Source organism: Cellulosimicrobium composti (genome assembly GCF_009711085.1).
Taxonomy (GTDB): Bacteria; Actinomycetota; Actinomycetes; order Actinomycetales; family Cellulomonadaceae; genus Cellulosimicrobium; species Cellulosimicrobium composti.
The window spans coordinates 23,731-45,063 of the sequence record NZ_WMKA01000025.1 but is presented as its reverse complement, the minus strand read 5'-3'; the positions used below and the strand labels follow the sequence as shown (position 1 = coordinate 45,063).

Sequence of the window (21,333 nt, the reverse complement as noted above, 5' to 3'; positions counted from 1 at the left end):
CGGCCGCGAGCGGGCCGGCCGTGTCGAGCGTAGGAACCGATAACCTAGAAGTCCAACGACTAGCAGTTGTCATTTGTAGAAGAGTGAGTGATCAATGGATCTGCGCCAGATGGAGTACCTCGTCGCCCTCGCGGACGAGCGCCAGTTCACGCGCGCCGCGCAGCTCGTCGGGGTGTCCCAGTCGGGGCTCTCCGCCGCGGTCCGGAGCCTGGAGGAGGAGCTCGGCGCGAGCCTGTTCACGCGCACGACCCGCCGCGTCGAGCCCACCGAGGCAGGGCTCGCGCTGCTGCCGCACGCACGGTCCATGCTCGCGCAGGCCGCCGCCGGTCGCGACGCGGTGGTGCGGGCGACGCGCGCCCTGTCCGGCTCGCTGCGCGTCGGGTCCGAGCAGTGCCTCGGGGTCCTCGACGTCACCGCCCTGCTCGAGCGCTTCCACCGTCGCTACCCCCAGGTCGAGATCCAGTTCGCCCAGGCCGGCTCGCACGACCTCCTCGCGCGCGTGCGCGAGGGCGACCTCGACGTCGCGTTCGTCGCGACCACGGACCACCTCGGGTCGCTCGCGCAGACCGTCCTCGGGAGCGAGCCCCTCGTGCTCGTGTGCGCGCCCGAGCACCCGCTCGCCGCGCGCGGCCGTGTGGACTGGTCCGACCTCTCGGGCCAGGAGTTCGTCGACTTCGACCCGTCGTGGGGAGCGCGCCCCGTGAACGACGCGACGTGTGCCGCCCACGGGGTCCACCGCCGCGTGCGCTGCTCGGTCAACGACGTGCACACGCTCCTCGAGCTCGTGGACCGCGGCCTCGGCATCGCGCTCGTTCCCCGGCACGTCGCCGCCAAGCCGCAGGCCGAGCGCCTCGTCACGCTCGCGCTGCCCGAGGGCGGCGCGCCGAGCTGGGTCGTCTCCGTGGTGACGGGCCGCTGGGACAGCGGCGCCTCGGCGGCGCCCCAGCTCCTCGAGCTCCTCGCCGACGCGCCCGCCTGCCGGGGGGTCGAGGTCGCGCGGCCCGACGCCGCGGCCGCGCCCGTCGTCGAGCCCGCGGCCGCCGCGCCCACCGTGCTGCCCGACGCCGCACCCGCTCCCGCCGACGTCGTGGCGGAGGTGCGGTGACCGCGTCCGGTCGCGGCGCCGCCCCGCTCTTCCCCCTGCGCAGCGTCGTCCTCGGCGCGTTCGTCCCGACGCTCCTGCTGGAGACCGGCGTCGGCGCGATGCTCCCCGTCGTCGCCGTCACCGCGACCGGCCGCGGCGCGAGCCTCACCGTCGCGGGGCTCGTCGCGGCGCTCGTCCCGATCGGCAAGATCCTGTTCGACCTGCCCGCGGGCGCGCTCGCCCAGCGGCTCGGCGACCGCGTCGCGATGCTCCTCGCGGGCGGCGTCGCGACCGCCGCGTTCACGACGATCGCCGTCACGCCCGGGCTGGCCGGCCTCGCCGCGGGCGTCCTCGCCCTCGGCGCGTCGACGGCCGTCTTCAACCTCGCACGCCAGGCCTACCTCACGGAGATCACGCCGCCGCTGCGCCGCGCGCGGGTCCTGTCGACGCTCGCGGGCGTGCACCGCGTCGGCCTGTTCCTCGGCCCCTTCGCCGGGGCCGCGGTCATCGCTGCGAGCGACGTGCAGGGTGCGTTCTGGCTCGGGACCGGGGCGGCGCTCGCCGCGGTGGCGGTCCTCGCCGTCGTGCGTCCGGAGCCCGCGCCGGGCGGTGCCGCCCGGGAGCGGGCGGGCCGGGCCGGCGCGGCCCGCGTGAGCATCGCGGCCGTGGCGCGCGAGCACCGGCGCCTCTTCGCGACGCTCGGCGTCGCGATCCTGCTCGTCGCCGCGGTGCGCGGGGCGCGGCAGACCGTCATCCCGCTGTGGGGCGAGCACCTCGGCCTGGACGCAGAGGTCACGTCGCTCGTCTTCGGCGTCTCGGGCGCACTGGACATGCTCCTCTTCTACCCCGCGGGCAAGGTCATGGACCGGTTCGGGCGCCTGTGGGTCGCGGTCCCGTCGATGCTCACCATGGCGGGCGGGCTCGCGCTGCTCCCGTTCGCCCACACCGCCGGTGCGGTGACGGTCGTCGCGGCGCTCCTGGGCGTGGGCAACGGCATGGGCTCGGGCATCGTCATGACGCTCGGGGCCGACGTCGCGCCGGCCGCCGTGCGCCCGACGTTCCTCAGCGTGTGGCGGCTCTTCCAGGACACCGGCGACGCCCTCGGCCCGCTCGTGCTCGCCGCGGGCGCGGCGATCGGGTCGCTCGCGGCGGGCGTGTGGGCGACGGCGGTCCTCGGCGCGGGCTCCACGGCCGCGCTCGCGCGGTGGGTCCCGCGGTACTCGCCGCTCGCGAACCTCGTGCGGCGCGACCGCGGGCCCGACCTCGACGACGACGAGCCGGACACCCGGTCCGCCGCCACGCCGCCGTCGGCCGTCACCGGGGTACGGCGCTAGATCCAGTCCCGTTCGCGCGCGTAGCGCGCCGCCTCGTGCCGGGTGCGGGTCTGCGTCTTCTGCATGGCGTTCGAGAGGTAGTTGCGGACGGTGCCCTGCGCGAGGTGCAGGCGCGAGGCGATCTCCGCGACGGAGTAGCCGTCACGGGTCACGCGCAGCACGTCGAGCTCGCGGTCGGTGAGCGGGACGTCGTCGATGATCGCGGCCGCCGAGACCTCCTGGTCGATCCAGCGGCGCCCCTCGTGCAGCGCGGCGACGACCTCCGCGATGTGGGTCGGGTCGGCGGACTTGCTCACGAACCCCTGCACGCCGAGCCGCAGGGCGTTGCGCAGGACGCCGGGGCGGGCGTGGCGGGTCAACATGAGGATCACCTGGTCGGGCAGGACGCGCCGGATCTCGGCGACCGCGGCGAGGCCGTCGACGCCGGGCATCTCGAGGTCGACGACGAGCACGTCGGGCCGGTGGGCGAGCGTGGCACGCACCGCCTCGGCGCCGTCCGCGGCCTCCGCGAGCACCGTGACGTCGCCCTCGAGGGGCAGCAGCGAGGCGAGCGCCCTGCGGAGCAGGACCTCGTCGTCGGCCAGGACGATCGTCGTCACGCGGACCCGCCTCCCCGGGCGGCGGACGTCCCCGCACCGGGCGCCGCGCCGTCGGACGCCCCCGCGCCCCGGCGTGCCGCCGGGAGCGTGACCGACGTCCGGAACCGGCCGTCGACGACCTCGGCCGTGAGCACGCCGCCGTCGTCGGCCACCCGCCGGGCCAGCGTGGCCAGCCCGCGCAGCCGCGGCGCGGCGTCGCCCGCCACGCCGTCGTTGACCACGGTGATGCCGTGCTCGCTCAGCGCGACGTGCACGAGCGTCGCGCGCGAGTGGCGCAGGACGTTCGTCGTCGTCTCGCGCAGCACCTGCCCGAGAAGGTCGTCGGCCGGCTCGCCCAGATCGGCGGGGCGGTCGACGCGCACGTGGATGCCCGCGGCCTCGAAGAGGTTGCGGGCGTTCTCGAGCTCGGCCGAGAGGTTGAGCCGGCGACGCCCGTAGGCGAGCTCTCGCGCCTGCGCGATCGTCTCGCCGACCAGGTCGTACGTCTCGCGCAGCTCCGCCTCGGCGCGCGCAGGGTCCCGCGTGACCAGACGCTGCGCGAGGGCGATCTTCAGCTTCACGACGTGCAGCGTGTGGCCCTGGATGTCGTGCAGGTCGCTCGCGAAGCGCATGCGCTCGCGGACGACGGCGAGCTCCGCCTCGCGCGCGCGGGCTTCCTCGAGCTCGCGCACGACGTCGTAGAACCCCTTGTTGGGGAACCGCAGGCCGATGACGACCACGGTGACGCCCGTCGGGACGATGACCTGGGAGACGAGCCCGCCCGTCGTCGGAGGACCGTCGGCGAGGAGGCCCCACGTCCCGACCCCGGCGACGTACGCGCCGACCGCGACCGCGGCGGCGGCCCGGTGCCGCGAGAGCTCCGGGATCACCAGGCACGAGACGATCGCGAGCGCGTAGTACGCGCCCTGGACACCGCCGTCGACCACGAGGGCACCGTAGGGCCAGACCGCCGCCGAGACGACGAGGCACGGGACCGCGACGCGCAGGACGTCGCCCGCGGTCCAGCGCTCGAAGGCGACCAGGGCCGCGACGAGCCCCAGCCCCAGGACGAGCGCGTCCACCCACGTCTGCGCCTGCCGCGCGACGAGGAGCGCCCCGACGACGGCGAGGAGGGGGAACAGCGTGACGAGGTTGAGACGGCGGAAGCGTCCCGGCGCCCGACGCGACTCTCCGCGCGGCGTCGCGCCCGGCGTCGAGCGCGGCGTCGCGGGCGCGACCCGTCCCGGGGGAGCGCGGTGGTCGTCCATGGCGGCTCGCTCTCTCGGGGCGTTCCTCCCAGTATCCGGGTGCCACCGCGGCCCCGGCCAGTGACACCACGTCATGGCCGGGAGGTTGCGGACCTCACGACGCGGGCCTGACGGGACGACACTGGTGACGGGGTGGCGTGCGGGCTCATATAGGGCCATGGCTACCAACCCAGTGATCGACGTCGACAGGCTCGGCGCCACGTACGGCACCTTCCAGGCAGTGCAGGACCTGTCCTTCCAGGTCGAGCGCGGCGAGCTCTACGCGCTCCTCGGCACCAACGGTGCCGGCAAGACCTCGACCCTCGAGGTCGTCGAGGGGCACAGGACGGCGACGACCGGCTCCGTCCGCGTGCTCGGCGCGGCTCCCACGGACCGCCGTGCGGTGCGCCCGCGCACCGGCACGATGCTCCAGGAGAGCGGGTTCGCCCCCGAGCTCACCGTCGCCGAGACCGTCCGGCTGATCGGGCGGCTCTCCGGGCGCGAGGACTCGGCCGAGCGCGTCCTGGGCCTCGTCGGGCTCACGCGCAAGGCCGAGACCCGCGTCGCCCAGCTCTCGGGCGGGGAGAAGAGGCGGCTCGACTTCGCGACGGCCGTCTACGGCCGGCCCGAGCTCCTGTTCCTCGACGAACCCACGACGGGGCTCGACATCCGGTCCCGGGACGCCCTGTGGGAGACCGTCGAGCAGCTGCGCGCCGACGGCACCACGATCGTGCTGACCACGCACTACCTCGAGGAGGCGCAGCAGCACGCCGACCGGGTGGGTCTCATGCACGGCGGGACGCTCCAGCGCGAGGGGACCGTCGCCGAGCTGACCCGCTCCCTGCCGGCCTCCATCCGCTTCTCGCTCCCGCCCGGCGCCGCGACGCCCCCGCGTCAGGCCGTCCCGCTCGAGGACCGTTCCTGGGCGATCGAGACGTTCGAGCTCCAGCGCGACCTCAAGCAGCTGCTCGACTGGGCCGCCGCGAGCAAGGTCGAGCTCGACGGCCTGTCCGCGGCCCCGACCCGCCTCGACGACGTGTTCCGCGCCGTCGGCACCGACCCCGCGGTCCCCGCGCCCCGATGACCGCGACCGACCGCCACCCACCCCGCCTGACCCGCCGACCAGACAAGGAAGACCTCATGCTCCCCATCGCGAAAAGCGAGCTCGTCCAGGTGCTGCGCGACCGCGCGGTCCTGATCACCAGCCTCCTCATGCCGCTCGCCGCGAGCGCGTTCTTCATCGGCTTCCGAGACGTGTTCGCCGGGATCGGCAGCCTCGGGTACGTCGCCGCGGTGCTCGTGTTCACCATCGCCGCGTTCAGCCTCTACGTGACGACGGTGACGACCCTGGCCGGCCGGCGTCAGAGCCTGTTCCTCAAACGGCTGCGCTCGACCGCCGCCGGTGACGCCGCGATCCTCACCGGTCTCGTGCTCCCGGTCACCGTGATCGCCCTCGTCCAGGTCGCGGTCATCGTCACGACGTTCGCCGTCGTCGGGGGGACGCCCGCGGACGTCCTGCTCTTCGTCGTCGCGGCCGTCGCGACGTTCGCGATGATGCTCGCGCTCGGGATCGGCACGGCCGGGGTGACCACCTCGCCCGAGCACGCGCAGGTCACGACGCTCCCTCTGAGCCTCGGCACGATCGCCGTCGCGAGCTGGGTCGGGATCACCGGCACGCAGGACCTCGCCGAGCTCAAGCGCATCATGCCCGGAGGCGCGGCGACCGAGCTCATGGTGGGGGCGTGGAACGGGGGCCTCGCCCTCGGCGACGCGCTCCTGCTCCTCGTCCCGACGGCCGCCTGGGTCGTCGTCGCCATCACGATCGCGGCGAAGATGTTCCGCTGGGAGCCCCGCCGATGACACCCGCGGGCGCACGACCCGATCGTGCGCCCGCACACCCGCTCCGCGCCGACGAGACGCGCGCGAGGACCGCGACGAGCCTCCTGGAGGACCGACCATGAACGACCGCACCCCCACCACCGGCCCGGGCGCCGTCACCCGACCCGGCGGCGCTCCGGGCGGGGCGCGCGCCGGCGCGACCCGCTCCGACCTGCTGATCGTCGACGACCTGATGCTGCTCCTCCTGGACGACGACGGCGCCTCCGTCCAGGCCGCGGGCACCCTGTACTACACGCTCGGCGGCGCCGTGCTCACCGAGCTCGCGCTGCGCGGACGGATCCGGGTCGACGAGTCGGGGATCCTCAACGGGCCGCGCGTCTTCCCCGACGGCGAGGGCCCCTTGCCCGACCCGCTCCTGCAGTCGGCGTACGACACGATCGCCGCGAGGACCCAGCGCGTGCAGCCTCTGCTCGTGGCGATCGGCGCCGACCTCGGGACCGTGGTGATCGACCGGCTCGCCGCGCGCGGACTGGTCCGGCGCGAGGACCGGAAGGTGCTCGGCATCTTCCGCAGCACGCGCTGGCCCGCCGCGGACGAGGAGCACGAGGCGGGGCTGCGGGCGCGGATCCGCGCCGTCCTCGAGCACGGGCAGGAGCCGGACCCGCGGACGGCGGCCGTCATCGGCCTGCTCTCGGCGAGCGGCGCGCTCCCGTCGCTGCGGCCGCCGCTGCCGTGGACCTCGGTGACGGTGACCCGTGCCCAGGAGATCGAGCGCGGCCACTGGGGCTCCGAGGCGGTCGCGTCCGCCGTCAACCGCACGGCGGCGGCGGTCGCTGCCGCGAGCGCCGCCGTCGCGGTGAGCGCGTCCGGCGCGAGCGGCCGTTGAGGTCGCTGCTGCGCGGCGGGGCACGGGAAAGGCCGGGCCCGCGCCGCGCGGCGCGGCCTACCGTGGCGGGATGGAGCCCGCAGATGCCGTCCCCGACCTCTTCGACCACCACGTGACCAAGGACGGCCGGGTCCGCGTGGCGCGCGGGGGGCGCGTGGTCGTCACGGTGGCCGGGACGGTGGCCGCCCGGCTCGCGGCGGCCCTGGCCGCGGCGGAGGGGCGTGGCGACGAGCACGAGGTCCAGCTCCTGCTCGCGCGTGCGACGGGGAACTACCGCCGGGGCAACGAGAAGCGGCCCCACCGCCCGTGACGCAGGCCACGCCGGCGTATGTCACGCGGCGCGATCCCTGTGCGTCTGGATGGTCGACCAGTCGCCGACCGGCGCGCCGCGCCGGTCCACGGAAGGAGACCGTCATGGCCCGCATCGCCCTCGACCCGCCCCGGACCCTGCTCAACCGGGTGCTCGCCGCCCTGTCCCGGCGCCGGTACGGTGCCGTGCTCGAGCCGCTCGCCGCCGTCGGGCACAACGCGCGGGTCGCGACGACCTACTGCGCGCTCGAGGCGGGGGCCGCACGCTGGCGCCGCCTCGACCCGACCCTCTCGGCGCTCGCCGTCATGGCCTCGGCGGTGCAGATCGGCTGCACGTGGTGCGTGGACTTCGGCTACTGGGAGTCGGAGCACGGCGACGTCGACCCCCGCAAGCTCCATGACGTCCCGGCGTGGCGCGACAGCGACGCGTACACGCCGGTCGAGCGGCGCGTGCTGGGGTTCGCGGAGGCGGCGACGGCGACGCCGCCGGCCGTGACCGACGAGCTCGCGGCGTCCCTGCTCGACGACCTGGGCGAGGCCGCGTTCGTCGAGCTCACCGCGCTCGTCGCGCTCGAGAACCTGCGCAGCCGGGTCAACGCCGCCCTGGGGCTGTCGAGCCAGGGCTTCAGCGACCGGTGCGCGGTCCCGCCCGCGGGCGGCCTGCGCGTCGCGGCGACGGCTGGCAGGCTGGCCGGGTGACGGACGACGTCGAGACGCACCTCGGGGCCTTCGCCGCCCATCGCCGCCTGCTCTTCACGGTCGCGTACGAGATGACGGGCTCCGCGGCGGACGCGGAGGACGTCGTGCAGGAGGCGTGGCTGCGCTGGTCCGCCGCCGCGCGCGACGACGTCCTCGACCCGCGCGCCTACCTCGTCCGCGTGACGACCCGCCTCGCGCTCGACCGGCTGCGCGCGCTGCGGTCCCGCCGCGAGACGTACGTGGGCTCGTGGCTCCCGGACCCTCTCCTCACGACGCCGGACGCCGCGCTCCAGGTCGAGCGCGCGGAGGACGTGTCGATGGCGCTGCTCGTCGTCCTGGAGACGCTCAGCCCGCTGGAGCGCGCCGTGTTCGTGCTGCGCGAGGTGTTCGACCTCCCGTACGAGGAGATCGCCGCGGTGCTCGACAGGTCGGCCGCCGCCGTGCGGCAGACCGCGCACCGCGCGCGCGAGCACGTGCGGGCGCGGCGCCCGCGGTTCACCGCCCCCGACGACGCGCAGCGTGCCGCCGTCGAGCGGTTCATGGTCGCGTGCGCCACGGGCGACACGCAGGCGCTCGTGGCGTCCCTCGCGCCGGACGTCGTCGTCGTGAGCGACGGCGGGGGCAAGGCGCGCGCGGCGCTGCGGCCCGTCGAGGGTGCGGACAAGGTGGCGCGCATGCTCGTCGGCCTCGCGGCGAAGCCCGAGACGACGGCGATGACGTTCGAGCCCGCGTTCGTCAACGGTGCGCTGGGCGGGGTCTGGACGCTCGACGGCGCGGCGGTCATGGCGGCGTGCGTCGAGTACGACGGCGAGCGCGTCGCCCGGGTCCTGCTGTTCCGCAACCCCGAGCGGCTCGCGGGGCTCAGACGAGCGTGAGGACGCCCAGCACCCCCACGGCGGCGGCCAGCGCGAGCGAGACGACGACGAGCACGACGTGGACGGTGAGGAACCGGGTCGCGCGGCCGTCGGCGTCGCGCGCCCGCGGGTCCCGGGCGACGCGCTGGAGGAAGCGCGGCCAGACGAGCAGGTTCCACGCGGCGGTGACGAGGAGGACGAGGGACCAGACGACGGGGAGCTCCACGCGACGAGCATGACAGGTCGCCGGTGCGGCGCCGGTCCGGTGCTCGGCCCTCCGAGGTGTGGGATCCCGCACATCGACGGCACGCTGAGGTGAGGCTAACCTTTGCGGGAGTCCGCGTCCGCGGTCCGCCGTCCGCCCGTCCGCCGGGCCGCATGCCGAGGAGCAGGGTGTCCGCCTACACGATGGTCAAGCCCGCCGACGCGCACGTCCTCACGCTGGGCGTGGTCGGGAGCACGAGGGTCAGCCCGAACGTGGTCCGCGTGACCCTGGGCGGCGAGGGCATGGACCTCTTCACGCCGATGGGCTACGACCAGTGGTTCCGGCTGTTCCTCGCGCGCGACGACCAGGACGCGCTGCGCCTGCCGACGCGCTCGTCGGGCATGTGGTACGTGCAGTACCTCGCGACGCCCAAGGCGCGCCGGCCCTGGGTGCGCAGCTACACGGTGCGGGCGACGCGGCCCGACCTGCGCGAGCTCGACGTCGACTTCGTCGTCCACGGCGACGAGGGACCCGCGACGAGGTTCGCGCTCTCGGCGCGGTCGGGGGACCGCGTCGGTCTGCTCGACCAGGGCGTGGGCTACCACCCGCGCGTCGAGCACGACTGGACGCTCGTCGTCGCCGACGAGACCGGCCTGCCCGCGGTCGCGGGCATCTGCGAGTCCCTGCCCGACGACGCGCGCGGCCTCGCCGTCGTCGAGATCCCCGAGGCCGCGGACGCCCAGGACTTCCGCGTCCCCGCCGGGGTCGAGCTGCGCTGGGTCCCGCGCGACGCGGCCCGCGCGTCGGGCGACCCGCACGGGCGCGTGCCCGGGCGGCTCGCGCTCGAGACCGTGCGGTCGGCGGACCTGCCGTCGGGGCCGGTCTACGCGTACGCGGTGGGGGAGTCGTCGCTCGCGACCGGCGTGCGCCGGCACCTGGTCGGCGACCGGGGCGTGCCGAAGGCGAACGTCGACTTCGTCGGCTACTGGCGGCACGGCCGCGCGGCGACCGCGTGAGGCGGCCGGCGCCGGGCGTCCCTGCCCGGGCCAGGTGCGTCGCCTCGAGAACGGTCAGACGCCGCGCAGCTGCTTGAACATCGGGCAGTCGAACGGGTCGCGCGCCGAGAGCCCGACGCGGTTGAGGTACCGCACGACGATGCCGTAGGACTGCACGAGCGAGGTCTCCGTGTAGGGCAGGCCGAGGTTCGCGCAGTGCTCGCGCACGATCTCGCGCGCCCGGGCGAGGTGCGGTCGCGGCATGCTCGGGAAGAGGTGGTGCTCGATCTGGAAGTTGAGGCCGCCCATGAGGATGTTCATCCACCAGCCGCCGCGGATGTTGCGCGAGGTGAGCACCTGCTTGGACAGGAAGTCGATCTTGCTGTTCTCGGGGATGATCGCCATGCCCTTGTGGTTGGGCGCGAACGACGCACCCATGTACACGCCGAACACCGCGAGCTGCACACCGAGGAACGCGAACGCCATGCCGAGGGGGAGGACCCAGAAGACCGCGGCCGCGTAGAGCGAGAGGCGGAGGGTGATCGTCACGAGCTCCCCGACGCGCATCCGGACGTCGCCGCGGGCGCGCCCGCCGGTCAGCAGCGACCGGAAGGCCGTGACGTGCAGGTTGAGGCCCTCGAGCGTGAGGAGCGGGAAGAACAGCCATCCCTGGTACCGGTTGATGAGAGCCTGCAGGCCCTTCGCCGCCGCGGCGTCCTCGCTGAGGAACACGACCGTGTCCGGCGCGATGTCCGGGTCCTTGCCGATGCGGTTCGGGTTGGCGTGGTGGCGCGTGTGCTTGGTCATCCACCACGAGTGGCTGATGCCCACGACGCCGTTCGCCAGGACGCGCCCCAGGCGGTCGTTGGCCTTGCCGGACGTGAAGACCTGGCGGTGCGACGCCTCGTGCGCGACGAACGCGAACTGCGTGAGGATCAGGCCGAGCGCGCCGGCGACCAGGAGCTGGAACCACGAGTCCCCGAGGAGGACGAAGCCCGCGACGGCACCCCCGAGCGCGAGCGTCAGCGCCCCGAGCATCCAGAAGTAGTAGCCGTGCGTGCGGCGGAGCAGCCCGGCGTCACGCACGGTGCGCGACAGTGCGCTGTAGGTGCTCGTGACGGCGCCCGGGTCGTCGGTACGGGGGCGGGTGGCCCGGAATCCCGGGCGTACGGCGGCAGAGGTCATGAACATCCTCGCAAGGGGGTTGGTGTCGACTTCCCAGCCGCGGAGATGAGCAGACGCTCGGTGGTGCAGATCACCCCACCCTACGGGACCGTAGGTTGCGCCGCGAGCCGACGACGTGAAGACCTCGCGCAGACGCCGCGCCCGGGCGGCGCCCGAGACGCGCGCTCACGCGGCGAAGCGGAACGTCTGGCGGTACTCCGTCGGGGTGATGCCGACCGCCCGGCGGAAGTGGTGCCGCAGGAGCGCGGCGGAGCCGAAGCCGGACCGGCGTGCGACCTCCTCCAGGTCGAGCGCCGTCTCCTCCAGCAGCGACTGGGCCTGGGCCACGCGCTGCGACGTGAGCCACGCGAGCGGCGTCGTGCCCGTCTGGGCCACGAACGAGCGCGCGAGCGTGCGCTCCGAGGTGTGGGCCCGGCGCGCGAGATCACGCACGGTGAGCGGCTCGTCGAGGTGCTCCGTCATCCACTCGAGCAGCTCGGCGAACGAGTCCTCCTCGCACTCCGGCACGGGGCGCTGGATGAACTGGCGCTGGCCGCCGTCGCGCTGCGGCGGCACGACCATGCGCCGCGCGATCGTGTTCGCGACCTTCGCGCCCAGCTCGCGCCGCACGAGGTGGAGGCACGCGTCGATGCCCGCCGCGGTCCCCGCGCTCGTGATGAGGTTGCCGTCGTCGACGAAGAGCACGTCGGGGTCGATGTCGAGGCTCGGGTACTGGCGCCGGAGCTCGTCGGCGTGCATCCAGTGGGTCGTGACGCGGCGCCCCTCGACGACGCCCGCCGCCGCGAGGAGGAACACGCCCGAGCACACGCTGAGCAGGAGCGCACCGCGCGCGGCCGCGCGCCGCACCGCGTCGAGCACCTCGGGCGGGTACGCCGAGCCGATGCGGATCGCGGGGACGACGACGAGGTCGACGTCGTCCGTCGCGTCGAGCCCGTGGTCCGGGACCACGCGGGCGCCGACCGACGTGCGCACCGGCTGCCCGGCGACCGGCCCGCACACGCGGAAGTCGAACCTCGGGACGCCGTCCTCGCTGCGGTCGAGGCCGAACACCTCGCACACGACGCCGAACTCGAACGGGGCCAGGCCGTCGGTGACGACGGCGGAGACGGAGCGGACCATGCGGGCACCGTACGCCCGTGGCGGGATCTTGTCGAGAGGTGTCAGTCCTGCCACTCGTCGCGCGGGGAGCCCGCGACGAGGGTGGAGGCATGGACATGCTCTGGGGTGTGGTGGTGCTTCTTCTCGTCGTCGGCTCGACGGCCGCGGCGCTCGCGGTCCGCCGCGACGACCCGACGCGGCCGTGGTTCCCGGCGGGGTCCGACGGCGCGTGGCCCGGCGCCGACGCGTGGGACCGGGCGCGCGGCGGGTCCGTGCACGGCGCCGCGTGGGACCGCGACGCGCAACGACTGGACGCGGACCTGCGCGCGGCCGGCGGCCGACCGGAGCCCGTCCCGGCCGACCCGCACGAGGTCGCGGCCGAGCTCGTGCTGCACCGGGTCGTCCCGAACCCGGCCGTGCGCGACGGCGTCCGGGGCCGGCTCCCGGTACCGCGGTCGCACGCGACGCCCCGCGCGGCGGCGACACCCGTCGCGACCCGTCGGGCGGGGACGACGAGCTGACGACCGCGGGACGCGATCCGCCGGACGCGACGACGGCCCGGACCTCGGGGAGGTCCGGGCCGTCGTCGACGGGTGTCCGTGCGGGTCAGGCGCGCGAGCCGACCGCGTCGACGTCCGCGCCGCCCGTGAGCTGGTCGAGGCCCTCGAGCTCCTCGGCCTCCCACGGCGCCTGGCCGAGGCTCGGGATCATCGTCGCGAGCTCGGGGCGCCACTTGGTGAAGCGGGCGGGGAAGCAGCGCTCGAGGACGTCGATCATCGCGGGGACCGCGGTCGAGGCGCCCGGCGAGGCGCCGAGGAGACCGGCGATCGACCCGTCGCTCGCGGCGATGACCTCGGTGCCGAACTCGAGGACGCCCTTGCCGTCCTTGTCCTTCTTGATCACCTGGACGCGCTGGCCCGCGGTGATGGTCTCCCAGTCCTTGGGGTGCGCCGCCGGCATGAAGCCCTGGAGCGCCGTGAACTTGGTCTCCGGGCTCGCCAGGAGCTGGCCCACGAGGTACTGGGTGAGGTCGAGGTTCTTCAGGCCGGCGCCGACCATCGAGCCGAGGTTGTGCAGGCGCAGCGACGTGAACAGCCCGAGGTACTTGCCCTTCTTGAGGTACTTGGGGCTGAACCCGGCGTACGGGCCGAACATGAGGTACGTCTTGCCGTCGACGACGCGCGTGTCCAGGTGCGGCACGGACATGGGCGGGGAGCCGACGTCGGCCTTGCCGTAGACCTTCGCCTGGTGCTGCGCGACGAGCTCGGGGTTGTCGGTGCGCAGGAACTCGCCGCTGATGGGGAACCCGCCGTAGCCCTTCGCCTCGGGGATGCCCGCGGCCTGGAGCAGCGGCAGGGCGCCGCCGCCCGCGCCGACGAACACGAAGCGGGCCTCGACGGTCGAGCGGCGCTTCGGGGCGTTCCACGAGCGGTCCTTGACCGTCAGGCGCCAGCGGCCGTCCTTCGTCTTCCTGAGGTTCTTGACCTCGTGCTCCAGGTAGAGCTGCGTGCCCTGGGCGACGAGGTAGTCGACGAGCTGCTGCGTGAGGGCGCCGAAGTCGACGTCCGTGCCGCTCGTCGCACGCGTCGCGGCGACCGGCTCGTCGCCCTCGCGCTCCTCGACGAGCAGCGGCGCCCACTCGGCGATGACCGCCGGGTCGTCGGTGAACTCGAGCTCGCTGAACAGCGGGTGCTGGCGCAGGGTCTCGTAGCGGCGGCGCAGGTAGTCCACGTTCGCCGCGCCGCGCACGAACGTCATGTGCGGCGTGCGGGAGATGAAGCTCGCGTGCTGCGGGAGGGCGCCCGTCGTGAGCAGGTGGTGCCAGAACTCGCGCGAGACCTCGAACTGCTCGTTGATCTTCACCGCCTTGGTGATGTCGATCGAGCCGTCCGCCTTCTCGGGCGTGTAGTTCAGCTCGCACAGGGCGGCATGACCCGTCCCGGCGTTGTTCCACGGGTTCGACGACTCCTGCGCCACGGCGCCCAGGCGCTCGTAGATGCGCACCGTCCAGGTGGGCTCCAGGACCTTGAGGAGTGCCCCCAGGGTGGCGCTCATGATGCCACCGCCGATGAGGGCTACGTCGATCTGGTCTGCGCTGCTTGCGGGGTTGCTCGCTCGACTCGACACCCCTCGATTCTACGCTTGTGAAAGAGTGCACTAACTGTGCGGTGCGTCACGGGCGTGGGTCACACTTCCGCGGGACGAACGTCCCGAGAGGCGCAGGACGGACGTCGCGGCCTGGGCGCCGGTCGCCCGGATCAGGCTCGCGCGTCGGCCGCGGGCCGGGAGTACGGCGACGGCCACGGGCCGATCGGGGGCAGCGCGACCGGCTCGCCCGCGCGCAGCGCGACGGGGTCCGTGCCGGGGGAGCGGCCCGCGAGCCACGCGGCGACGTCGACGAGCGCCCCGCGCACGACGACCACCCCGGGCGCGTCCGGCCGGCGGAGCCCGCCCGGGCCCACGACGAGCCGGTCCGGCTCCCCGGCGAGCTCGACCGTGACGTCGTCCGCGAGCCGGACGCCGAGGAAGTCGAGCAGGTGGTGCCCGAGCGCCGGGGTCCACGACGCGAGCCCGATCCCGGCGTCGAGGTCGACCGCGTGGACGCGCACCTCGCGCCACCAGGCGACCAGCGCGTCGACGACCGTCCCGTCGCGGTAGGTCACGCGCGCCGCCCAGTCCGGCGAGCCCGCAGCGGGCCACGCCGCGTCGAGCCGTCCGGCGAGCGCCTCGAGGGCGGCGACGTGCTCTGCGACCGAGCGCCGCGCGCCCGCCTGGATCCCGGCCTCGCGGCCCGCGGCGCCGCCGTCGTACACCTCGGCGAGCCCGCCGCGGGCGGCGACCTCCGCCTGCCGCGCCATCGCCTCGCCGATCGCGGTGACGTGCGCGAGCACGTGGCTGCGCGACCAGCCCGGCAGGGCCGACGGCCCCGCGAGGCCGCCGGGCGCGGTCGGGTCGTCGAGACGCCGTGCCGCGGCGGTCACGGCGTCGAGCGCGGCCCGCGCGTCGCGGCGGACCTCCTCGACGTCGGGCACGGCGAGCGGGAGGGTGTCGGTCACGGCCACAGGAGCTCCTTGGTCCATCCGGTCGGGGCAGGGTCGGGCGCGGCGGTGTAGCGCAGGCGGGTCTGGCCGGCGCCGGTGGACGCCCAGAACTCGACGGTCGTCGGCTCGAGCGCGTAGGCCGACCACGCGTCGAGGACGAGGCCCGGGTCGGCCCGGACGCGCCCGAGCGCCGCGTCCCACGCCTCCCGGTACGCGTCGAGTGACGCGAGCGGGGCGCTCTGCGGGCCGGCGAGCGCGGTGGCCCGGCTCGCCTCGGAGCGTGCGAGGAAGTCGTCCGCGGACGTCTCGGGACCGAGCGGGACGACGGGACCGCGCACGCGCACCTGCCGGCCGTGCTCGCGCCAGAAGAACGTCAGCGCCGCGTTCGGGTTCTGCGCGAGCGCCACGCCCTTGGGCGAGTCCGCGCGCGTCGCGAACACCCAGCCGTCGCCGTCGACGTCCTTGAGCAGGAGCGTCCGGGCGTCGACCCGGCCGCTCGCGTCGGCGGTCGACAGCGTCGCGGCGTGCGGCGCGGGCAGGCCCGCGTCGATCGCGTGCCCGAGCCAGTCGAGGAAGAGCGCGCTCGGCTCTCCGGGCGCGGCGTCGACGTCGAGGCCGGGCAGGTCGTCGCCGAGCACGGGGAGCGCGCGCAGGCGCTCGCGCAGCGTGGGGCGGTCGGGGGCCGGGTGGTCGGGGGTGGCGGTCACGAGTCCTCCGGGGCGGTCGCGTCGGGGTCGGGAGCCGTGGGGCCGGGAGCCGTGGGGCCCGGCGCGAGCAGCGCGACGAACCCGCGGGCCGCTGCGGCCATCGCGTCCGGGTCGTCGAGGGCGCGTGCGAGGACGTACCCGCCCTGCACGATCGCGACGGCGGCGTGCGCCCGGTCGCGCGCGGCGTCGGCGGCGAGCCCGTCCTCGACGAGGACGGCGGCGGCGAGGTCGACGAGCCCGCGGAAGTAGTCGCGGACCTCCGCTGCGAGGGTGGCGTCGTCCATCACGGCCTGGTCGCTCACGAGGCGGCCCACCCGGCACCCCGCGAGCGCGGGCCGCGGCCGCTCGAGGTAGCGCACGAGCCGCTCGACGGCCGTCCCGTCGGCGTCGAGGTCGCGGCGCGCCGCGTCGAGCCCGGCCGTCGTCGTGGCGTGCACGGCGGCGGCCGCGAGGTCGTGCTTGGTGGGGAAGTGGTGGTAGAGGCTGCCCTGTCCCACGCCGCTCGCCGCGAGCACCTGGCGGGGGCTCGTGGCGCCGACGCCCTGCGCCCAGAAGAGCTCCTGCGCGGCGGCGACGAGGCGCGCACGGGTGTCGGTCGTCGTCATGCGAGCACCATACCTACCTCTAGGTATGGTGTCGAGGGGGCGTCGTCGCGGCGCACCCGTCACGCCGCCGCCCGGTGCCCGGTCGGTACGCCATGAGGATCCAGTCGTACGGTGGGTCGGTGACGGTGCAGCAGCGGGTGCTGGTGGTCGCGGTCCTCGCGTCGTTCGTGTCGTTCCTGGACGGCTCGGTGGTCAACGTCGCGCTGCCCGCGATCTCCGACGAGCTGACCACGGGCGCGGTCACCGGCCTCGCGCTCCAGCAGTGGGTCGTCGACGCGTACATGATCACGCTCGGCGCGCTCATCCTCCTCGCGGGGTCGCTGTCCGACGTCCACGGCCGGCGCCGCGTCATGGCGATCGGCCTCGTCGGGTTCGCCCTCACGTCGGTCGCGTGCGCCCTCGCGCCCGACGGGCTGTTCCTCGTCGTCGCGCGCGGGCTGCAGGGCGTCGCGGGCGCGCTCCTCGTGCCCAGCTCGCTCGCCATGATCATCTCCACGTTCGACGGCGAGCGGCAGTCCCGGGCCATCGGCTCCTGGACCGCGTGGACCAGCACCGCGTCGATCGTCGGGCCGCTGCTGGGCGGGATCCTCATCGACGCGATCTCGTGGCGCTGGGTCTTCTGGATCAACGTGCTCCCCGTCGCGGTCACGCTGTGGCTCCTGCGCGGTGTCCCGCGCTCCGCCGCGGAGGAGCCGGGCGCCGCGCAGACCCCGGGCGGCCGACGCCGGATCGACGTCGTCGGTGCGACGCTCGCCGCCGTCGGGCTCGCCGGGACGGTGTTCGCGCTCATCGAGCAGGGCCGCTTCGGCTGGGCGAACCCCCTCGTGTGGGGGCCGTTCGCCGTCGGCGCGGTGTGCCTCGTCGCGTTCGTCGCGTGGGAGCGGCGCGCGCCCGACCCGATGCTCCCGCCGCGCCTGTTCCGCGTGCGCAACTTCGCGTGGGGCAACCTCGCCACCGCCGCGATCTACGGGGCCCTGTACTTCGGCGGGTTCGTCGTCACGCTGTTCCTCCAGCAGGTCGGCGGGTACAGCGCGACGGCCGCCGGGCTCGCCCAGCTCCCCGTGACGCTCGTGCTGCTCGCGCTCTCGACCCGGTTCGGGGCGCTCGCGGGCCGGTACGGTCCGCGGCTGTTCATGACGCTCGGGCCGATCGTCGGCGGCGCGGGGTACCTGCTCCTCCTCACGACCACCGACGATGCCGTCTACGTCACCCAGGTGCTGCCCGGCCTCGTCCTGTTCGGCGTCGGCCTCGCCATGACGGTCGCGCCGCTGACGTCGGCGATCCTCGGCTCGATCCCCGCGGCCGACGCCGGCATCGGCTCCGCGGTGAACAACGCCGTGTCGCGCGTCGCGGGGCTCGTGGTCATCGCGTTCGCCGGGGTGATCGTCGGCGGCGTGCTCGACCTCGACGGCTTCCACCGCTCGCTCGTCGTCACGGCCGCGCTCCTCGTGCTCGGCGGCGTGCTGAGCTGGGTCGGCATCCGCAACGAGCACGTGCGCGCCACCCGGGCCGAGGGCTCCTGACCCGTCGTTCTACCGGACCGTCAGGAGGTCGCGCGTCGAGGTGTTGAGGCGGCGCGCGCCGTCGGGCGCGTCGGGCGGGAACGCGACGACGACGTCCTCGATCCGCACGCCGAAGCGGCCGGGGAGGTAGACGCCCGGCTCGACGGAGAAGCACATGCCGGGCTCGATCGGGCGGTCCTCGCCCTCGACCATGTACGGCGGCTCGTGGGTCGTGGTCCCGATCCCGTGCCCGGTGCGGTGCACGAAGTGCTCGCCGTACCCGGCCTCGACGATCACGGCGCGCGCGGCCCGGTCGACGTCCTGGCACGTCGCACCGGGGCGCACGGCGTCGACCCCGGCCTGCTGCGCGCGGCGCACGACGTCGTGGACCTCGCGCTGCTGCGCCGCGCGGGCGTCGTCCGCGCCGCCCGCGACGAGCACGGTGCGCGTGGTGTCCGACCCGTACCCGTCCCGCAGCCCGCCGAAGTCGAGCACCACGAGGTCGCCGGGCTCGATCACGCGATCTCCCGCGTCGTGGTGCGGGTCGGCGCCGTTCGGGCCGGAGCACACGAGCGTGAAGTCGACCTGCTCGTGCCCGTGCGCGCGCAGGAACCGGTCGAGGTCGGCCGCGACGTCCCGCTCGCGCCGGCCCGCGAACGCGACGCCGAGGACGTCGGCGAACGCCGCGTCGGCCGCGGCCCCCGCTGCCGCGAGGCGCTCGACCTCCTGGGCGTCCTTGACGGCCCGGAGCGTCGGGACGGCGTCGGTGAACGCGGTGAACCGCGCGCCGGGGAGGGCGCGCTGCAGGCCGAGCACGTGCAGGGCCCACGTCGCGTCGGAGACGGCGTACGACCCGTCCGCGCGCAGGAGGCGCGCCGCGGCGTCGTGCTCGTCGTCGCCGTCGCGCCACGTCACGACGTCGAGGCCGTCGGCTCCCGGCGCGGCGGCGAGGTCCCCGCGCTCGAGCAGCGGGACGACGACGGTCGGCCCGGGACCGTCTGCCGGGATCGCGAGCAGCGTGAGCCGCTCCGTCTCCGGCGGCGCGTACCCGGTGAAGTACGCGAGGTCGGGGCCGGGGGAGACGAGCAGGCCCGCGAGCCCGGCCGCGCGCGCGTGCGCGGCGGCGCGCTCGCGGCGCGCGGCGTAGACGTCGGGGCCGAACGCGGCCCCCGGGCGTGCGGCACCGGTGCTCGTCATGGCCCCAGCGTCGCACCGCCCGGCGCCGCGATCGAGCCAGGAGGATCGAGCCAGGAGGTCGGGCGCGGGGGCGGGCTCACGGGCGCGCCCGCCGTGGCAGGGTGGGCGCATGAGCGACGTGCGCAACCTCCTCACCGCCCTCGACGCCTTCGACGGGCACTGGCAGCCGCACCGCGTGGCGAGCCTCAACGACGAGGACGTCAAGGTGGTCAAGGTGCTCGGGGAGTTCGTCTGGCACACGCACCCGGACACGGACGAGCTGTTCCTCGTGCTCGCGGGCGAGCTGACGATCGACCTGCGCGAGGACGGCGCCGAGCGGTCCGTCGTGCTCGGCCCGCACGACCTGTTCGTGGTCCCGCGCGGCGTCGAGCACCGCCCGCGCGCCGCCGTGGAGACGTCCGCCGTGCTCGTCGAGCGGCGCGGGACCGTGAACACGGGCGACGCGGGCGGCGACCTCACGTCCCCGCTGCGCGAGCTGCCGGACGCCTGACCGGCGCGGGGTCAGACGCGGACGACGACCTTGCCGCGGACGTGGCCGGTCTGGCTCGCGCGGTGCGCGTCGGCGGCGTCGGCGAGGTCGAACACCTTCGCGACCTCCGGACGCAGCAGGCCCTCGTCGCCGAGGCGCGCGAGCTCCGCGAGGTCGTCCGCGTCGGGGCGCACCCACACGTAGTGCCCGCCGAGCTCGTCGCGCGCACGGGCGTCCGTGATCGAGGCGACCGTGCCGCCGTCGCGCAGCACCTGGGGCACCGAGTCGAGCGCGTCGCCGCCCACGTAGTCGAGGACGACGTCGACGCCCTCCGGTGCGAGCGCCCGGACCCGGTCCGCGAGCCCGTCGCCGTAGGTCACCGGCTCGGCGCCGAGCGAGCGAAGGAAGTCGTGGTTGCGCTCGGACGCCGTGCCGATCACGCGCGCGCCGAGCGCCTTCGCGATCTGGACGGCGAACGACCCGACGCCGCCGGCCGCGGCGTGCACGAGGACCGTCTGCCCCGGGGCGACACCCGCGCGCCGGATCGTCTGGTACGCCGTGAGGCCCGCGAGCGGCACGGCGGCCGCCTCCTCGAACGACCAGGCAGCGGGCTTGCGCGCGAGCGTGCGGACGGGCGCCGCGACGAGCTCCGCGAACGTCCCGCCCGACACCTCTCCGCCGACGACGTCCTTGCGCACGTACCCGTACACCTCGTCGCCCACCTGGAGCTCGGGGGTGTCCAGGCCCACGCGCTCGACGACGCCCGCGACGTCCCAGCCGGGGACGACGGGGAAGGCCACGTCCATGATCTGGTCGAGGTAACCCTCGCGGACCTTCCAGTCCACCGGGTTGACGCTCGCGGCGCGCACGCGCACGAGCACGGCGTCGGGCCCGACCTTCGGCGTGGGCAGGTCGGTCGTCTCGAGGACCTCGGGTCCGCCGTAGCGGGAGTACGTGATGGCTCGCATACCGGCGCCAACCCCGCGGCCGCCCCGCGGATTCCCGGCGTGGTCAGCCCTCGAACGCGCTCGGGTCCATGTGCAGGACCTCCCACTGGTGGCCGTCGAGGTCGGCGAAGCTGCGCGAGTACATGAACCCGCCCTCCTCCTGCGGCTCCTTCACGGGGCTCGCGCCCGCCGCGAACGCCGCGTCGGCGAGGCGGTCGACCTCCGCGCGGCTGTCGACGCTCAGCGCGTTGACGACCTCCGTCGTCGTGGTCGCGTCCGCGATCGCCTTGGTGGTGAACTGCTTCGCGAACCCCTCGGTGAGGAGCATGACGTAGATCGTGTCGCTGATGACGATCGACGACGCGTTCTCGTCGGTGAACTGCTCGTTCACCGTGAACCCGAGCGCCGTGTAGAACGCCTTGGAGGCGTCGAGGTCCTTGACGGGCAGGTTGACGAAGATCTGGGTGCTCATGCGAGGTCCTCCGGCGTCGTGGGCGCGTGCCCGGTGCGTGGTGTCGTCGGGGTAGACGAGCACGACCGCCGCAACTCATC

General features: G+C 75.0%; 24 protein-coding genes. 12 read left to right on the top strand and 12 right to left on the bottom strand.

Going from position 1 to position 21,333, the window contains the following annotated elements; all coding sequences use genetic code 11:
* The first annotated feature begins 94 nt into the window (after positions 1-94).
* The gene (locus GJV82_RS11665) at positions 95-1,105 is read left to right on the top strand and encodes a LysR family transcriptional regulator (RefSeq protein WP_155099344.1); all 1,011 of its coding nucleotides are present in this window, start codon (positions 95-97) and stop codon (positions 1,103-1,105) included.
* The gene (locus tag GJV82_RS11660; RefSeq protein WP_318657565.1) at positions 1,102-2,418 is read left to right on the top strand and encodes an MFS transporter; all 1,317 of its coding nucleotides are present in this window, start codon (positions 1,102-1,104) and stop codon (positions 2,416-2,418) included. Before GJV82_RS11665 ends, GJV82_RS11660 begins: the two co-directional genes overlap by 4 nt.
* Here GJV82_RS11660 and GJV82_RS11655 read toward each other — a convergent pair.
* The gene (locus tag GJV82_RS11655) at positions 2,415-3,017 is read right to left on the bottom strand and encodes a response regulator transcription factor (RefSeq protein ID WP_318657564.1); all 603 of its coding nucleotides are present in this window, start codon (positions 3,015-3,017) and stop codon (positions 2,415-2,417) included. The genes GJV82_RS11660 and GJV82_RS11655 overlap by 4 nt on opposite strands.
* Positions 3,014-4,264: a sensor histidine kinase gene (locus GJV82_RS11650; RefSeq protein ID WP_155099343.1), complete on the bottom strand. Its 1,251-nt coding sequence runs from the start codon at positions 4,262-4,264 to the stop codon at positions 3,014-3,016. Before GJV82_RS11650 ends, GJV82_RS11655 begins: the two co-directional genes overlap by 4 nt.
* A 157-nt stretch (positions 4,265-4,421) precedes the next feature.
* Between GJV82_RS11650 and GJV82_RS11645 the strand changes: the two genes are divergently transcribed.
* From GJV82_RS11645 to GJV82_RS11620, 6 genes are all read left to right on the top strand, one after another.
* Positions 4,422-5,327, top strand: coding sequence for an ABC transporter ATP-binding protein (locus GJV82_RS11645; protein WP_155099342.1), 906 nt, complete (start codon positions 4,422-4,424; stop codon positions 5,325-5,327).
* 56 nt (positions 5,328-5,383) lie between these two features.
* Complete coding sequence (locus GJV82_RS11640; protein WP_155099341.1) at positions 5,384-6,103, top strand: ABC transporter permease; 720 nt, start codon at positions 5,384-5,386, stop codon at positions 6,101-6,103.
* A gap of 97 nt (positions 6,104-6,200) precedes the next feature.
* Positions 6,201-6,968, top strand: coding sequence for a GOLPH3/VPS74 family protein (locus GJV82_RS11635; RefSeq protein ID WP_155099340.1), 768 nt, complete (start codon positions 6,201-6,203; stop codon positions 6,966-6,968).
* Positions 6,969-7,038: 70 nt separating this feature from the next.
* On the top strand, positions 7,039-7,278 hold the full coding sequence (locus GJV82_RS11630) for a hypothetical protein (RefSeq protein ID WP_155099339.1): 240 nt from the start codon (positions 7,039-7,041) through the stop codon (positions 7,276-7,278).
* A 104-nt stretch (positions 7,279-7,382) separates the two neighbouring features.
* Positions 7,383-7,976, top strand: a complete 594-nt coding sequence (locus tag GJV82_RS11625; protein WP_155099338.1) for a carboxymuconolactone decarboxylase family protein — start codon at positions 7,383-7,385, stop codon at positions 7,974-7,976.
* Positions 7,973-8,851, top strand: coding sequence for an RNA polymerase sigma-70 factor (locus GJV82_RS11620; protein WP_318657563.1), 879 nt, complete (start codon positions 7,973-7,975; stop codon positions 8,849-8,851). Before GJV82_RS11625 ends, GJV82_RS11620 begins: the two co-directional genes overlap by 4 nt.
* Here GJV82_RS11620 and GJV82_RS11615 read toward each other — a convergent pair.
* The gene (locus GJV82_RS11615) at positions 8,838-9,056 is read right to left on the bottom strand and encodes an SCO4848 family membrane protein (protein WP_024840795.1); all 219 of its coding nucleotides are present in this window, start codon (positions 9,054-9,056) and stop codon (positions 8,838-8,840) included. The genes GJV82_RS11620 and GJV82_RS11615 overlap by 14 nt on opposite strands.
* A 167-nt stretch (positions 9,057-9,223) precedes the next feature.
* Between GJV82_RS11615 and GJV82_RS11610 the strand changes: the two genes are divergently transcribed.
* A complete protein-coding gene (locus GJV82_RS11610) occupies positions 9,224-10,051 on the top strand; it encodes a siderophore-interacting protein (RefSeq protein ID WP_318657562.1) in 828 nt (275 codons plus the stop codon).
* A 54-nt stretch (positions 10,052-10,105) separates the two neighbouring features.
* Here the strand turns inward: GJV82_RS11610 and GJV82_RS11605 are convergent, their stop codons facing one another.
* Both GJV82_RS11605 and GJV82_RS11600 read right to left on the bottom strand, forming a co-directional pair.
* The gene (locus tag GJV82_RS11605; protein WP_155099336.1) at positions 10,106-11,215 is read right to left on the bottom strand and encodes a fatty acid desaturase family protein; all 1,110 of its coding nucleotides are present in this window, start codon (positions 11,213-11,215) and stop codon (positions 10,106-10,108) included.
* A 165-nt stretch (positions 11,216-11,380) separates the two neighbouring features.
* Positions 11,381-12,334: a helix-turn-helix domain-containing protein gene (locus GJV82_RS11600; protein WP_155099335.1), complete on the bottom strand. Its 954-nt coding sequence runs from the start codon at positions 12,332-12,334 to the stop codon at positions 11,381-11,383.
* Positions 12,335-12,423: 89 nt separating this feature from the next.
* Here GJV82_RS11600 and GJV82_RS11595 point away from each other — a divergent pair, with 89 nt between their 5' ends.
* Complete coding sequence (locus GJV82_RS11595) at positions 12,424-12,834, top strand: hypothetical protein (RefSeq protein WP_155099334.1); 411 nt, start codon at positions 12,424-12,426, stop codon at positions 12,832-12,834.
* An 85-nt stretch (positions 12,835-12,919) separates the two neighbouring features.
* Here the strand turns inward: GJV82_RS11595 and mqo are convergent, their stop codons facing one another.
* The 4 genes from mqo to GJV82_RS11575 all read right to left on the bottom strand — a co-directional run bounded on the left by mqo (position 12,920) and on the right by GJV82_RS11575 (position 16,666).
* The gene (gene mqo / locus GJV82_RS11590; RefSeq protein WP_318657561.1) at positions 12,920-14,440 is read right to left on the bottom strand and encodes a malate dehydrogenase (quinone); all 1,521 of its coding nucleotides are present in this window, start codon (positions 14,438-14,440) and stop codon (positions 12,920-12,922) included.
* 131 nt (positions 14,441-14,571) lie between these two features.
* Entirely contained in the window at positions 14,572-15,369 is a 798-nt protein-coding gene (locus tag GJV82_RS11585; RefSeq protein ID WP_196217236.1) for a maleylpyruvate isomerase family mycothiol-dependent enzyme, read from the bottom strand.
* Positions 15,366-16,061 carry a pyridoxine/pyridoxamine 5'-phosphate oxidase gene (locus GJV82_RS11580; protein ID WP_318657560.1) on the bottom strand — a complete coding sequence of 232 codons (696 nt, stop codon included), beginning with the start codon at positions 16,059-16,061 and terminating at the stop codon, positions 15,366-15,368. Before GJV82_RS11580 ends, GJV82_RS11585 begins: the two co-directional genes overlap by 4 nt.
* The gene (locus GJV82_RS11575) at positions 16,058-16,666 is read right to left on the bottom strand and encodes a TetR/AcrR family transcriptional regulator (RefSeq protein ID WP_155099332.1); all 609 of its coding nucleotides are present in this window, start codon (positions 16,664-16,666) and stop codon (positions 16,058-16,060) included. Before GJV82_RS11575 ends, GJV82_RS11580 begins: the two co-directional genes overlap by 4 nt.
* A gap of 119 nt (positions 16,667-16,785) precedes the next feature.
* Between GJV82_RS11575 and GJV82_RS11570 the strand changes: the two genes are divergently transcribed.
* Positions 16,786-18,189 carry an MFS transporter gene (locus tag GJV82_RS11570; RefSeq protein ID WP_318657559.1) on the top strand — a complete coding sequence of 468 codons (1,404 nt, stop codon included), beginning with the start codon at positions 16,786-16,788 and terminating at the stop codon, positions 18,187-18,189.
* A gap of 9 nt (positions 18,190-18,198) precedes the next feature.
* On the opposite strand, the gene GJV82_RS11565 is transcribed toward GJV82_RS11570, so the two are convergent.
* Positions 18,199-19,365 carry an aminopeptidase P family protein gene (locus GJV82_RS11565; RefSeq protein WP_155099331.1) on the bottom strand — a complete coding sequence of 389 codons (1,167 nt, stop codon included), beginning with the start codon at positions 19,363-19,365 and terminating at the stop codon, positions 18,199-18,201.
* A 109-nt stretch (positions 19,366-19,474) separates the two neighbouring features.
* Between GJV82_RS11565 and GJV82_RS11560 the strand changes: the two genes are divergently transcribed.
* Positions 19,475-19,855 carry a cupin domain-containing protein gene (locus tag GJV82_RS11560; RefSeq protein WP_155099330.1) on the top strand — a complete coding sequence of 127 codons (381 nt, stop codon included), beginning with the start codon at positions 19,475-19,477 and terminating at the stop codon, positions 19,853-19,855.
* 11 nt (positions 19,856-19,866) lie between these two features.
* On the opposite strand, the gene GJV82_RS11555 is transcribed toward GJV82_RS11560, so the two are convergent.
* Together GJV82_RS11555 and GJV82_RS11550 are read right to left on the bottom strand one after the other, a co-directional pair.
* On the bottom strand, positions 19,867-20,802 hold the full coding sequence (locus tag GJV82_RS11555; protein ID WP_155099329.1) for an NADP-dependent oxidoreductase: 936 nt from the start codon (positions 20,800-20,802) through the stop codon (positions 19,867-19,869).
* A gap of 43 nt (positions 20,803-20,845) precedes the next feature.
* Positions 20,846-21,253 carry a VOC family protein gene (locus tag GJV82_RS11550; RefSeq protein ID WP_155099328.1) on the bottom strand — a complete coding sequence of 136 codons (408 nt, stop codon included), beginning with the start codon at positions 21,251-21,253 and terminating at the stop codon, positions 20,846-20,848.
* Between the last annotated feature and the right edge of the window lie 80 nt (positions 21,254-21,333).